Annotated in this window: 14 protein-coding genes; 8 read left to right on the top strand and 6 right to left on the bottom strand. The window is 74.1% G+C overall.

Translation table 11 applies throughout. The annotated features are described in order from the left end of the window. Positions 1–19: 19 nt before the first annotated feature. The 3 genes from V6U77_RS25010 to V6U77_RS25000 form a co-directional block, all read right to left on the bottom strand. Entirely contained in the window at positions 20–952 is a 933-nt protein-coding gene (locus V6U77_RS25010; protein ID WP_442934504.1) for a TauD/TfdA family dioxygenase, read from the bottom strand. A gap of 78 nt (positions 953–1,030) precedes the next feature. Further along, positions 1,031–1,789 (bottom strand): thioesterase II family protein, encoded by a 759-nt coding sequence (locus V6U77_RS25005; RefSeq protein ID WP_334609132.1) that lies wholly within the window; start codon positions 1,787–1,789, stop codon positions 1,031–1,033. A 258-nt stretch (positions 1,790–2,047) separates the two neighbouring features. Then, positions 2,048–2,434, bottom strand: coding sequence for a DUF2267 domain-containing protein (locus tag V6U77_RS25000; RefSeq protein ID WP_334609130.1), 387 nt, complete (start codon positions 2,432–2,434; stop codon positions 2,048–2,050). A gap of 247 nt (positions 2,435–2,681) precedes the next feature. Here V6U77_RS25000 and V6U77_RS24995 point away from each other — a divergent pair, with 247 nt between their 5' ends. The 3 genes from V6U77_RS24995 to V6U77_RS24985 all read left to right on the top strand — a co-directional run bounded on the left by V6U77_RS24995 (position 2,682) and on the right by V6U77_RS24985 (position 4,970). Next, a complete protein-coding gene (locus V6U77_RS24995) occupies positions 2,682–3,365 on the top strand; it encodes an arsenate reductase/protein-tyrosine-phosphatase family protein (protein WP_334609129.1) in 684 nt (227 codons plus the stop codon). A gap of 73 nt (positions 3,366–3,438) precedes the next feature. After that, entirely contained in the window at positions 3,439–4,548 is a 1,110-nt protein-coding gene (gene arsB / locus V6U77_RS24990; protein ID WP_334609128.1) for an ACR3 family arsenite efflux transporter, read from the top strand. 14 nt (positions 4,549–4,562) lie between these two features. After that, positions 4,563–4,970 (top strand): arsenate reductase ArsC, encoded by a 408-nt coding sequence (locus V6U77_RS24985; RefSeq protein ID WP_334609127.1) that lies wholly within the window; start codon positions 4,563–4,565, stop codon positions 4,968–4,970. A 41-nt stretch (positions 4,971–5,011) separates the two neighbouring features. On the opposite strand, the gene V6U77_RS24980 is transcribed toward V6U77_RS24985, so the two are convergent. The 3 genes from V6U77_RS24980 to V6U77_RS24970 are packed head-to-tail and all read right to left on the bottom strand — an operon-like array spanning position 5,012 to position 8,231. After that, a complete protein-coding gene (locus V6U77_RS24980; RefSeq protein ID WP_334609126.1) occupies positions 5,012–6,379 on the bottom strand; it encodes an MGH1-like glycoside hydrolase domain-containing protein in 1,368 nt (455 codons plus the stop codon). Beyond that, entirely contained in the window at positions 6,376–7,194 is an 819-nt protein-coding gene (locus tag V6U77_RS24975) for a sugar phosphate isomerase/epimerase family protein (RefSeq protein WP_334609125.1), read from the bottom strand. Before V6U77_RS24975 ends, V6U77_RS24980 begins: the two co-directional genes overlap by 4 nt. Next, positions 7,191–8,231: a zinc-dependent alcohol dehydrogenase gene (locus V6U77_RS24970; protein ID WP_334609124.1), complete on the bottom strand. Its 1,041-nt coding sequence runs from the start codon at positions 8,229–8,231 to the stop codon at positions 7,191–7,193. Before V6U77_RS24970 ends, V6U77_RS24975 begins: the two co-directional genes overlap by 4 nt. A gap of 116 nt (positions 8,232–8,347) precedes the next feature. Between V6U77_RS24970 and V6U77_RS24965 the strand changes: the two genes are divergently transcribed. From V6U77_RS24965 to V6U77_RS24945, 5 genes are all read left to right on the top strand, one after another. Further along, positions 8,348–9,742: an ABC transporter substrate-binding protein gene (locus V6U77_RS24965; protein WP_334609123.1), complete on the top strand. Its 1,395-nt coding sequence runs from the start codon at positions 8,348–8,350 to the stop codon at positions 9,740–9,742. Beyond that, on the top strand, positions 9,739–10,701 hold the full coding sequence (locus V6U77_RS24960) for a carbohydrate ABC transporter permease (protein ID WP_334609122.1): 963 nt from the start codon (positions 9,739–9,741) through the stop codon (positions 10,699–10,701). The genes V6U77_RS24965 and V6U77_RS24960 overlap by 4 nt, the downstream gene beginning before the upstream one ends. Further along, complete coding sequence (locus V6U77_RS24955; protein ID WP_334609121.1) at positions 10,701–11,567, top strand: carbohydrate ABC transporter permease; 867 nt, start codon at positions 10,701–10,703, stop codon at positions 11,565–11,567. The genes V6U77_RS24960 and V6U77_RS24955 overlap by 1 nt, the downstream gene beginning before the upstream one ends. A gap of 49 nt (positions 11,568–11,616) precedes the next feature. Then, positions 11,617–12,156, top strand: a complete 540-nt coding sequence (locus tag V6U77_RS24950; RefSeq protein ID WP_334609120.1) for a GNAT family N-acetyltransferase — start codon at positions 11,617–11,619, stop codon at positions 12,154–12,156. A gap of 300 nt (positions 12,157–12,456) precedes the next feature. After that, positions 12,457–13,062 (top strand): class I SAM-dependent methyltransferase, encoded by a 606-nt coding sequence (locus V6U77_RS24945; protein WP_334609119.1) that lies wholly within the window; start codon positions 12,457–12,459, stop codon positions 13,060–13,062. The last annotated feature ends 113 nt before the right edge of the window (positions 13,063–13,175 follow it).

The following is a 13,175-nucleotide window of genomic DNA, read 5'->3' as shown; positions in this document are numbered from 1 at the left end:
GGCGGGCGGCGGCCGGGGCTCAGGGGGTGTGCGGCTCCGCCATCGCGACGGCGATCCGGCGGGGGCCGGTGAACGGCTCCCGCCCATGCGCGGCGGTCATGTTGTCCACGACCAGCACGTCGTCGAGCCGGTAGTCGAAGCGGACGCTGGCCGCCCGGTACGCGGCCCGCAGGTGCTCCACGACGTCGGCGGGGATCTCGCCGCCGTCGCCGTAGTAGGTGTTGGCCGGCAGCCCCTCGGTGCCGAACATCGCCAGCAGCCCCTCCTGGAGGTCCCTGCCCAGGGTGCTCACGTGGAAGAACGTGGCGTGGTTGAACCAGCGCGGCGCGTCCGAGCCGGGCCGGTGGTGCACCGCGTCGCGCACGGCGCGGGTACGCAGCCCGTCGCCGCGCCACTGCAGCTCGATGCGGTTCGCCGCCGCGTACGCCTCGACCTCGGCACGGTCGTCGGTGCCGAACACGTGCTGCCACGGGGTGCCGAAGTCGGCGTGGAAGTTGCGCACCAGCATCCAGCGGCGGCGGACGAACTCCTCGCGTACCGCCGGGTCGATTCGGTCGTACACCTGGCGGACGTCGGCGAGCGGGGTCGCACCCCGCGTCTGCGGCGGAGTGAGGCAGTGGAAGAACAACGTCAGCGGCCAGCGGGCCTGGTAGGAGTTCTCGTTGTGCAGGAAGATCTCCTCGTCCGGCGGGTAGTCGGTCGAGGTGTAGACCCGCCCGGCGATGGCGTGCCGGGGCGACGACCGTTCGGTGTAGGGCAGCGGCTCGCCGGAGAACGCCCGCACCGCCCGGTCCAAGCCCTCGACGCTGCCCACGTCGAACCCGCGGAACAACAGCCCGCCGTGCTCCACGAGGCTCGCGCGCAGTTCCGTCCGGCGGGCGGCGATCAGCTCGGTCAGCTCGCGCCCGTCGTTCTCGACGACCATCGGCAGCGTGGCGGTGCGGTCACTCATGCTCTCACTCCTGTCGTCGCGGGCGGCCACGGGTGCCGGGTCGGTGATGCGCTCCCGGTGGGACGGCGCTCCAACGGCTCACCCGCCGGGGCGCGTGGTCGCGTCTGCCCGGGCCGCGGCGAGGTCCGCCCGGATCACGGCGAGCAGATCGGGCAGCCGTTCGTTGAGGAAGAAGTGCCCTCCGTCGATCTCATGCAGGGTGAAGCCGGCGGCGGTGTGCTCCCGCCATCCGTCGCTGTGCTCCCGGTAGACGGTGTCGTCGTCGCGACCGCTGAAGGCCACGATCGGCATCGGCAGCGGCTCCTCGGGGGTGTACCGGTAGTTGTCCACCTGGGCGAAGTCGGCGCGCAGCAGGGGCAGCAGCAGTTCGACCAGCTCGGGGTACTCCAGCAGCCCGGCCGGCAGTCCGCCGCCGGCCTCCAGGCGACGCAGCAACTCGTCGTCGTCCACCCGGGACAGCCCGTCGAAGTGGCTCGGCGCGTTGACGTGCGGGGCGCGGGCGCCGCCGACGTAGAGCCGCAGCGGCAGTGGACGCCCGGCGCGGCGCAGCTCGCGGACGACCTCGAAGGCGACCCGGCCCCCCATCGAGTGGCCGTAGATCGCGTACGGGCCGCGGATGCGATCGGCGATGGCGTACGCGACGTCGGCGGCCCGGAAGGCGGGGTTCTCGCTGATCCGGTTCTCGCGGCCGGGCAGCTGGACCGGCAGCACCTCCACGTCGGGGCCGAGCCCGTCCTGCCAGCGCCGGAAGACACTGGCGCCCCCGCCCGCGTAGGGCAGACAGAACAGTTGGACCGGCGCCGAGCGCCGGTCGCCGGCGGAGAGGAACCAGGTCACCGCGCGCCTTTCGTGGGAGGGACCGCTGCGGCGCCGCTGGCGCCGAGCCGGGTGGTGGTCGGTCCGGCGCGCGCCGGACCGACCGGGGGTGCGGCGCCCTCGCGGGGACACCGGCGGGCCGCCCGCCATGTTCCACGGGGGCCCTCATGATCTGCCTATACCTTCACGTCGGAAGCAGCATAGGACGCGGCGGGTGGGCGCGAGGATCCGCGTGCCGGGCCGCCGCGCGGAGTGAGCGGACGGTGACGCGGCGACCGCTCAGGCGTCCGGCCGGGGAATCGGCTGCGTCATGCCGTCGAAGTCGCGGGGCAGCCGGGCCACCATGTCGCGGAACTCGTCGACGGTGACCGCCTCCCGCAGCGTGGCGAAGACCGCACCGGTGCCGGCCCGGGCCGTGACCTCGTCCACCCCGGCCCGCTCCCCCACCCGCCGCAGGAAGTCCGCCGGCCCGAGCGCGCTCGCCGGGCCGTCGCCGGCGCCGGGGCCCGCGAGGTAGCCGTCCAGCTCGTCGGGGAGACGACCGGGCGCACCGCCGCCGAGGCGTTCCACCATCGTCTGCAACACGGCGCGGGCGATCGTGGCCGCCTGCCCGGTGGGCAGGCCGGCGCGGCGGGACACCGCCTCGACGAATAGGGGGAACCGCACGGCCGCCTCCTGTCGTCACCGGCCCGGCGGATACCCGCCGCCGGCGCCGGCAAACGGCCTCCCCGGGCCGGCGGGCCGGCGGGGCTGCGTCGATCATGCAGTTGTGGTGCCCCGCACAAGGCGCAACTCGGAGTATGACGCCCACCGCAACTGCATGATCGACCCGGCAGGGGGCGGTGGCGGGTCCGGGGTGGGTCGCGCCGGCCGCGCTTGACACCACCCAGTTAGGTCAGCGAAGGTTGAGTCAATGAATGTTGATGCTTCGCTGGCTGCCCGCGCCCGGGTGCACGCCGCCCTCGGCGACCCGGTGCGCCTGGCGATCGTGGACGCGCTGCTGCTGGGCGACTCCTCCCCCGGCGAGATCGCCCACACCCTCGAGCTGCCCACCAACCTGGTGGCCCACCACGTCAAGGTGCTCACCGACGCCGGCCTGGTCACCCGCACGCGATCCGAGGGCGACCGGCGCCGCACCTACCTGCGACTGTGCCCGGCGGCGCTGTCGACGCTGACCCCGCCACCAATGGCCGAGGCGGGCCGGGTGGTCTTCGTCTGCACCCACAACTCGGCCCGCTCCCAGCTCGCCGCCGCCCTCTGGGCGCGGCGCACGCACACCCCGGCCGCGTCGGCGGGCACCCACCCGGCCCCGCGGGTGCACCCCCGCGCCGTGGCGGTGGCCCGCCGCCACGGACTGCGCCTCGACCCGGTCGGCACCGCCCACGTCGACGACGTCGTCCGCGCCGAGGACCTGGTCGTCGCCGTCTGCGACAACGCGCACGAGGGCTTCACCGGCGCGGCCCGGCCCCGCCTGCACTGGTCGGTGCCCGACCCCGTCCGCGTCGACACCGACGAGGCGTTCGAGGCGGCGTACGCCGAGATCGAGGCCCGGGTCGACCGGCTCGCCCCCGCCGTCACCCCCGGGGCGTCGCGATGACCGCGCGCCCTCACCACCCGGCCGCCGCGCCCGTCAGGTGCGGCCCCACACCGACGACCCGAACGGGAGCCCCGTGAGCACCACCACCCACGACGATCCGACCGAGAGGGCCGTGGTGGGACGCCTGTCCCGCCTCGACCGGTTCCTGCCGGTCTGGATCGGCCTCGCGATGGCCGCCGGTCTCCTGCTCGGTCGGCAGCTGCCCGGGCTGGACGCCGCGCTGGACGCCGTGCGGGTCGGCGGCGTCTCGCTGCCCATCGCCCTCGGCCTGCTGATCATGATGTACCCGGTGCTGGCCAAGGTCCGCTACGACCGGCTCGACGCCGTCACCGGCGACCGGCGGCTGCTGGTCTCCTCCCTGGTGCTGAACTGGATCGTCGGGCCGGCGCTGATGTTCGCCCTGGCCTGGATCTTCCTGGCCGACCAGCCGGAGTACCGCACCGGCCTGATCATCGTCGGCCTGGCCCGCTGCATCGCCATGGTGATCATCTGGAACGACCTGGCCTGCGGCGACCGGGAGGCCGCCGCGGTGCTGGTCGCGCTCAACTCGGTGTTCCAGGTGCTCGCGTTCGGCGTGCTCGGCTGGTTCTACCTCGCGGTCCTGCCGGGCTGGCTGGGCCTTCAGGGCGCCGAGCTGGCCGTGTCGGGCTGGGCCATCGCGGGCAACGTGCTGATCTTCCTCGGCATCCCGCTGGCGGCCGGCTACCTGACCCGCCGCCTCGGCGAACGCGCCCGGGGCCGTGACTGGTACGAGCGGCGGTTCCTGCCGAGGATCGGCCCCGCGGCGCTGTACGGGCTGCTCTTCACCATCGTCGTCCTGTTCGCCCTGCAGGGCGAGGCGATCACCGACCGGCCGCTGGACGTGGTCCGCATCGCCCTGCCGCTGCTGGTCTACTTCGCGGTGATGTGGGCCGGGTCGTACGCCCTCGGCCGGGCGGTCGGCCTCGGCTACGCGCGCACCACGACGCTGGCCTTCACCGCCGCCGGCAACAACTTCGAACTCGCGATCGCCGTCGCCATCGGCACCTTCGGCGTCACGTCCGGGCAGGCCCTGGCGGGCGTGGTCGGGCCGCTGATCGAGGTGCCGGTCCTGGTCGCCCTCGTCTACGTCTCGCTGTGGGCTCGCCGCCGGTTCTTCCCGTCGCCCGCCCCGGGCCGGCCCACCGCCTCCGTCCCGCGCTGAAAGGGAGCACCCTCATGACCGCGAAGCCCACCGTCCTCTTCGTCTGCGTGCACAACGCCGGCCGCTCGCAGATGGCCGCCGGCTGGCTGCGGCACCTCGCGGGCGACGCCGTCGACGTGCGCTCCGCCGGCTCGGCGCCGGCCGGGACCGTCAACCCGGCCGCCGTCGAGGCGATGCGGGAGGTCGGCATCGACATCAGCGCGCAGACCCCGACCCTGCTGGAGTACGCCACCGCCGAGTCCTCCGACGTCATCGTCACGATGGGCTGCGGTGACGCCTGCCCGGTCTTCCCCGGCCGTCGCTACGAGGACTGGCAGCTCGAAGACCCCGCCGGCAAGGGCGTCGCGGCGGTCCGGGAGATCCGCGACGAGATCCGGGCGCGGGTGCAGCGGCTGCTGCGCGAGCTGGTTCCCGCCGCCTGACCGGGGGGCGCGCGCCGGGCCACCCCGCCGGGCGGGTCCGCTCAGCCGGGCGGGTCGTCGGCGAGGACGTCGAGCAGCAGCGCGGCCGTCCAGCCGAAGGCCGGCGAGCCGAGCCCGGCCCCGGTGTCCGGATGGAAGTACTCGTGGCAGCCGGAGCGGGCCACCAGCTCGATCATCGACTCGCGCAGGCCGGCGGCCAGGTCGGGACGGCCGTGGCGCAGCAGCCCCCGGCGTACCAGCCAGTTGACGTTCATCCAGCTCGGCCCGCGCCAGTAGCGCAACGGCTCGAAGTCCGCCGCGGTGCGGTCGTGGCTGGGCAGCGGCCGGTCCATCCGGGCGGCCAGCCCGAAGCGCGGCGAGCACGCCTCGGCGAGCAGCGCCGACACCTGCCGCGCGGGCAGGTCGGGCAGGACCAGCGGGGCCAGGCCGAGCACCGTACGGGCCGGCACGAGGCGGTCGGCGCGCAGGTCCCGGGGCTGGAAGGTGCCGGTCGCCGGGTCGTACAGCCGGCGCACCAGGGCCTCGGTGATCCGCGCGGCGCGTTCCCGGTGCGGGCCGGGGTCGGCGCCGGCCAGGGGCGCGATCCGGGCGAGGGCGTGCTCGGCGGCGCCCATCGCGGCGTTGACCAGGGGGCACTCCACCAGGAACGGGTGCCGGGCGGCGAGGTCGTCGTCGCGGTAGCGGCGCTCGCGGTAGGCCGCCACGAGCGCGACGTAGCGGGCGTAGTCGAGGTCGGTGGGGCGGTGCGCGGCGTCGGCGTACGCGGTGTCGTGCCGGCGGTACGCGCGCATGACGGCCGCGTCGGCGGGCACGGCCGCCAGCGGGGCGTCCCAGGCGGGGCTGTTGTCCAGTCCGGACTCCCACGGGTGCACGATGCAGGCCAGCCCGCCCCCGCCGACGTCCCGGCGGGTGGCGAGGTAGCGCTGCTGGGCTGCCAGCCGGGGGTAGAGCCGCCGCAGCGCCGCCCGCCCGGCCTCGGAGGGGGACCGCCGGTACGCGAGCCAGGCGGCGGACGCGTGCACGGGCGGCTGGATCAGCCCGGAGGTGGCGGCGGCCGGGGCGCCGTCGGCGCGGCCCGAGTCCCAGAACTCCGGCCCCGGGAAGTAGGAGCCGACGGGCAGCGCCCGGTTGAACACGATGTGCGGCACCCGCCCGTCGAGCCACTGGGCCCGGAACAGGCTGGTCAGCTCCCGCCAGGCGCGCTCGGGACGCGCGTGGGACCAGCCGATCGCGATGAACGCCGAGTCCCAGCTCCACTGGTGCGGGTAGAGCGTGCGCGAGGGCACCGTGTGGTCGCGCTCCCAGTTGGCCTCGAGGGTGGCGACGGCGAGGCGGCGCAGGGCCCCGACGTCCCGGGCCCCGGCGTCGACGGCGCCGGTGTGCGGGCCGCCGGCGGTGCCGGTGCTCATGCCGCCGCCTGCCGGGGCTGGGCGTGGCGCAGCACGGCGGCGGCCTGGTGCAGGGCGCGTACGGGGTCGCCGCGCAGCCGGCACTCCAGCGCCAGCCAGCCCCGGTAGTCGATCTCCAGCAGGGTGCGCACCAGCGCCGGCCAGTCGAGGTGCCCGGCGCCGGGCTGGAGCCGGTTGGAGTCGCTGACCTGCACGTGCCCGAGGTACGGCGCGGCGGCGCGCAGCGCCCGGTGCACGTCGTCCTCCTCGATGTTCATGTGGAAGGTGTCCGCCACCACCCGCACCGAGGGCAGCCCGACGGCCGCGCAGAGGGCGACGGCGTCGTCGAGCCGGTTGACCATGTGGTCCTCGTACCGGTTGAGCGGTTCCAGGAAGAGGGTGACCCCCTCGGCGCGGGCGTGCTCCCCCAGCTCGCCCAGGGCGTCGACGAGCACCTGCCGGTCGGCCGCGGGCGAGCGGGGCGGCTCGAACGGCGGCAGCCGCCGGGAGAACATCCCCCACGCGGCCGGGGTCATCGCGCCCACGCCGCCGAGCTCGGCCATCACGGAGAGCTGCGAGCGCAGGTTGCGCACCGCGTCGCGGGAGCGCCCGGGGTCGAAGTCGCCGATGAAGTGGTCCATCTCCACGCAGACGGTGGGCATGACCACCCCGGCGGCGCGGGCCCGGCGCAGCTCGGGCAGCCGGCGGGCGAGACCGAGGTCGCCGGAGCCGCGCAGCTCGATCGCGTCGTAGCCGAGCGCGGTGGCGAGCGCGTACTTCTGGATCAGGTCGGTGCCCGGCAGGAGCTGCTCCTGACAGGCCAGGGGAATCGTCATGAGAACCTCAGCACCACTTGGAGGACGTCAGCGTCACCGCGGTCGAGCAGCGCCAGCGCGTCGGCCACCGCGCTCGCGTCGACGACGTGGCTCACCAGCGGCAGCGGGTCGACGCTGCCCTCCGCCACCAGGTCCATGAAGGTGTGTGCGACGCGCGCCCCGGTCCACCGGCCGGCCATGCCGGGTGCCGGGGCCGGCCCGCTGACCTGGGCCGCCACCAGCTGGATCCGGTTGTGGTGGAACTCCTCACCCAGGCCGAGCCCGTCGGCCTGTCCCTGGTAGAAGCCGGCGGCCACGACGCGGCCGGCGTGGGCGGCGGAGCGGATCGCCTCGTGCAGCGCCGGGTACGCCCCGGACAGCTCCAGGCAGACGTCCGCGCCCCGGCCGCCGGTGGCCCGGCGCAGCACCGTCGCGGCCGACTCGGCGCCGGCGTCGACGACGATCCGGGCGCCGAGGCGATCGGCGTGCGCCAGCCGGGCGGGCACCCGGTCGACGGCGACCACCCGCGCGCCGGAGAGGACGGCGAGCCGGGTGGCGAGCAGCCCGATGACGCCCTGCCCGAAGACCGCGACCCAGTCGCCGAGGTGCAGGTCGCCGGCGAGCACCGCCGTGAGGGCGATCGCCCCGGGACGGGCGAAGACCGCCGCGAGGGGGTCCAGCCCGGCGGGCAGGGGATGCACCGTGTCGGCGGGCACGACCGCCTCGGCGCGGTGCCCCCAGATGCCCCAGACGACCTGTCCGGCCCGCCGGTCGGCCACGTCGGGCGCGACCTCGACGATCTCGCCGACCTCCTCGTAGCCGAAGCCCACCAGTGGGTACGGCACGGTGCTCTGCCGGGGCACGAACATCCGGCTGACGTCGTCCCAGTCCTTGCTCAGGCGCGGGTTGCTGCCCCGGTAGAGGGTGAGCTCCGTGCCGGCCGAGATGCCGGAGTAGCGGGTGCGGATCCGGACCTGGCCCAGGCCGAGCGGATCCGGGGGGCAGGGCTCGAGGCTGATCCGTCGGGGCCCGGCGAGTGAGACAACCCAGTTGACCATGAGTCACATCCCGGTAGCACTGGGCTCCATCGTAGGCAAAATATCGGCATATGTCTTGTAATTGATCAATCGAAGGCGTTGAATCCCTTCCATACCCTTCGAGAGGAGTGCCACCGATGTCAGCACCTCCGATGCGGACACTCGCCGCAGCCCTGATCATGGCAGTCACCGGGGCCGGCCTGCTGGCCTGCGGCGACGGAGAATCCGACAGCAACAGCAGGAAGATCACCGTGTGGAGCCTGGAGGACGTGGCCGACCGGGTCACCGCCACCAAGGCGATCGTCGCGGACTTCACCGCCAGCACCGGCATCGCCGTCGACCTGGTCACCGTCAACGAGGACCAGTTCCCCTCGCTGATCGCCACCAGCGCCGCCGCCGGCGAGCTGCCCGACGTCGTCGGCTCGGTGTCGCTCGCCGGCGTCCGGACCCTCGCCGGCAACGAGCTGCTGCACCCCTCGGCGAACGCGGAGGTCGTCGAGAAACTCGGCCGGCAGACCTTCTCGCCGCGGGCGCTCGAACTGACGGCGGACGACGGCAGGCAGCTCGCCGTGCCCAGCGACGGCTGGGGGCAGTTGCTCGTCTACCGCAAGGACCTCTTCGCCGCCGCCGGGCTGCCCGCCCCCGACACGTACGAGAGGATCGCCGCCGCCGCGACGAGGCTCAACACCGGCGGCGTCGCGGGCATCACCGCCGCCACCGCCCCCGGCGACGTGTTCACCCAGCAGACCTTCGAGCACCTCGCGCTGGCCAACGACTGCCAGCTCACCGACGACTCCGGGGCCGTGAAGCTGGACTCCCCCGAATGCGTCGAGGCGTTCCGGTTCTACGGCGAGATGATGCGCACCAGCTCGGTCAAGGGCGCGCAGGACGTCGACACCACCCGGGCCACCTACTTCGCCGGCAAGGCGGCCATGCTGGTCTGGTCGCCGTTCATCCTCGACGAGCTGGCGGGGCTGCGCAACGACGCCAGGCCGACCTGCCCGCAGTGCCAGGCCGACCCGGCGTTCCTCGCGCGCAACAGCGGCTTCGTCACCGCGATCAAGGGCCCGAACGGCACCGAACCCGCCCAGTACGGCGAGATCAGCTCCTGGGCGGTGCTCGACGGCGCCGCCGCCGACCCGGCGAGGTCCTTCGTGGAGCACATGCTCGGCGACGGCTACCCGCGCTGGTTCGCCATGTCCCCCGAGGGGCGCTTCCCCGTCCGCAAGGGCACCGCCCAGGAGCCGGAGAAGTTCCTCACCGCCTGGAACACCAGCCAGGCCGGGGTCGACACGAAGAAGCCGCTCGCCGAGGTCTACGGCGACGAGGTGCTCGCGAGCCTGCGCCGCAGCCCCGACACCTTCCAGCGCTGGGGGCTCACGCAGGGCCAGGGCAAGCTCGTCGGCGCGATCCTCGGTGAGCTGCCGGTGCCCAAGGCCCTCAACGACGTGGTGGGCGGCAAGACCGACGCCGCCGCGGCCGCCGGGCGGGCGAAGAAGGACGTGGAGGCGATCAAGGCGGGCGTCAATTGACCACCGCCGGGCCGGACACCGACCGCGCCCCCGCCCGGGAGCGGCCGGCCCCGGCCCGTCGCCGCAGGCCACTGACCCTGCGCCGCCGCGAGTCCCGCGCCGGGCTCGCGCTGGTCGCCCCGACGCTGCTCGTCGTGGTCGCCGTGATCGGCATCCCCATCGTCTGGACCGTCGTGCTGGCCTTCCAACGGGTACGCCTGGCGACGCTGCGCCGCACCGGGCTGTTCGGCGAGTTCACGATGGACAACGTCGAGCGGGTGCTGAACACCCCCGGGTTCGCCGACACGTTGTGGACCACGCTGGTCTACGCCGTGGCCAGCACCGCCGGCTCGATCGTGCTCGGCCTGGTGGCGGCGCTGGTCGTACGCCGGCCGTTCCGGGGCCGCACCCTGGTGCGCGCGTCGATGCTGCTGCCGTACGTGGCGCCGGTGGTCGCGGTCACCTTCGTCTGGCAGGTGATGCTCGACCCCCAGCTCGGCATCGTCAACGACTGGGGCCGGCGGTTCCTCGGCTGGGACACCCCGGTGCCGTTCCTGTCCCAGGAGTCGACCGCCCTGGCCACGGTCGTCGCCTTCGAGGCGTGGCGCTACTTCCCCTTCGCCTTCCTGTTCCTGCTCGCCCGGCTGCAGGCCGTCCCCGGGGAGTTGGAGGAGGCGGCCCGGGTCGACGGGGCCACGCCCAGCCAGCGGTTCCGGCACATCCTGCTGCCGCAGCTGCTGCCGGTGATCGGCCTGCTGGGGGTGCTGCGGTTCATCATGACGTTCAACAAGTTCGACGACGTCTACCTGCTCACGGGCGGGGCCGCCGGCACCGAGGTGGTCAGCGTCCGCGTCTACGAGTTCCTGACCGCGCGTACGGACATCGGCGCCGCGGCGGCGCAGGCTGTCGTGCTCGCCGTGGTGCTCATCGTGTTCGTGGTGGTGTACCTGCGCTTCTTCGGCGGACGGAGGGACGGCTGATGGACCGGGACCGGATCGAGACGGTGGGCCTGCGCTGGCTGCGCCGGCTGGTGATCGCGGCGTTCCTGCTGGTCACCGTCTTCCCCTTCTACTACATGCTGGTGCTCTCGGTGCGCCCCATCGAGCGCCTGCTGCTCGACCCCGGCTCGCTGGTGGTGGGCCTGGGCGAGCTGACCTTCGACACGTACGCCGAGGTGGTCAGGGCCGTCGACGACGGCGGCCAGGGTTTCCTCACCTTCATGCGCAACAGCGGTCTGGTCGCCGTCGCGGCGACGCTGCTGACGCTGGCGGTGGCGATCCCCGGCGCGTACGCGGTCGCCCGGCTGCGGTTCTTCGGCCGGCGGCAGGTCGACTTCCTCTTCCTGGCGGTCTACCTGTTCCCGTCGATCGTCATCGCGATCCCGCTCTTCGTGGTCTTCACCCGGGCCGGGCTGCGCGGCTCGCTGTTCGGGCTGGTGCTCGTCTACATCTCGCAGACGCTGCCGGTCTCGGTCTACATGCTGCGCAACTACTTCGAGACCATCCCGGTCAGCCTGGAGGAGTCGGCGGCCATCGACGGCGCCGGGCGGCTCGGCATCATCCGCCGGGTCAGCCTCCCTCTCGCGGCGCCGTCCATCATGGCCGTCGCCCTTTACGACTTCATGATCGCCTGGAACGAGTTCCTGTTCGCCCTGCTGTTCCTGGTCGACAAGCCGCACCGGTGGACGGTGTCCCTGGGCCTGGCGCAGCTCGCCGACGGCGTGGAGGTGCCGAAGACGGTGCTGATGGCCGGCTCGGTGATCCTCACCCTGCCCATCGTGATCCTCTTCTTCGCCAGCGAACGCCTGCTCACCGAGGGGCTCACCAGCGGCGCGGAGAAGGGCTGAGGCGGCGGCGGGGTAGCCGCGCGGTGGGTGCCGACGGAGGATGTGCCGGATGGATACCTCCCCCGACGCGTTCCCGGACGTCCCGCCCGCGGCTGCCCCGCCCGCCGTCGGGATGATGCTGCGCGACGTGCAGCCGGGCGACCTCGACGCCTACGTACGCCTACGCTGCGATCCGGCGGTGATGGCGGAGCTGGGCGGCCCGCAGCCGCATGAGCGGGTGTCCGCCCAGCTCCGGCGTGACCTCGAGACCGTCCGCGACGGTAGCGCCTGGATCACAATGATCATCCCTGACGGCGGCACGGAGGTGGCCGGGACGGTGACGTTGTTCTCCCACGGGGGCGTCGCCGAGATCGGCTGGATGGTCGTGCCGGAGTTCCAGGGCAGGGGCCTGGGGGGCAGAGCCGTCCGCGCGGTGCTCGACCTCGCCGGGCAAGACGGCCGATGGGGCCTCGTCCACGCCTTCCCCGCCACGACGAATGCCGCGTCGAACGCCATCTGCCGATCGGTCGGCTTCACCTTCGTCGCCGAGGAGCAGACGGAGTTCGCCGGACGCCTCTTCCGTACCAACCACTGGGTCATCGATCCGTAAGGCACGCGAAGCTGGTGAACCTGCGAATGCTGATACCTGTGTGGCATCAAAATGCCTCGGTGGTATCGGACGCGCGCACTGTACCGCCGTCCCGAGCCCACCGTAGAGACGCACGTCGGGCGGATCTCCGCCATGCTCCGTCGAGATCCGGCGCGGCAGGTCGCGGCTCACGGAACGTACCGTAGGGCGGAACGCGCACGCGGCGACGCCCGCCGGGGCAGGCGGGCACCGTGTCGCCGGCGGAGGCCTCCGCCCGCCCCGCCGCCGCCGGAGCACCGGGGCCCCGGCTACGGTGACGGCATGGGAAACCCGACCCGCTGGGAGACCGAAACCGGTCCAGAGCACTCGCAGTGGTACATCGACCGGTTCCGCCGGCTGGCCGCCGAGGGAGCCGACCTGGCCGGCGAGGCCCGGCTGCTGGACGCGCTGGTCGCGCCCGGGTCCCGGATCCTCGACGCCGGCTGCGGCACCGGCCGGGTGGGCGCGGCACTGGCCGCCCGGGGCCACAGCGTGGTCGGCGTGGACGCCGACCCGGCCCTGATCGAGGCCGCCGGCACCGACCACCCCGGCCCCCGTTGGCTCGTCGCCGACCTCGCCGAGCTGGATCTCGCGGCGGCCGGGGAGCCGGAGCCCTTCGACGCGGCGGTCGTCGCCGGAAACGTGCTGGCCTTCGTCGCGCCCGGCACCGAGCGGGAGGTGCTGCGCCGCGTCACGGCCCACCTGCGCCCCGACGGCGTGCTGGCGGTCGGGTTCGGCACCGACCGGGGCTACCCGCTGACCGGCTTCGACGGCGACGCGGTGGCCGCCGGCCTGCGGCTGGAGCACCGCTTCGCGACGTGGGATCTGCGCCCGTGGCGCGACGACGCCGACTTCGCCGTCACCGTGCTGCGCCGCCCCGCCGACTGACCCGGACCCGGGACCGGCCCGGCGCGGCCGGTCCGCCGTCGGCGCGGGCGCCGCGATCGCGCCACGACGGGCGGCGGGCTCAGGCGGGCGGCGGGCTCAGGCGGGCGGCGGGC

The organism is Micromonospora sp. CPCC 205546 (assembly GCF_036902715.1).
Lineage (GTDB): Bacteria > Actinomycetota > Actinomycetes > Mycobacteriales > Micromonosporaceae > Micromonospora.
Note: the sequence above shows the minus strand (reverse complement) of the source record. Positions and strands in the feature narration are given on the sequence as shown.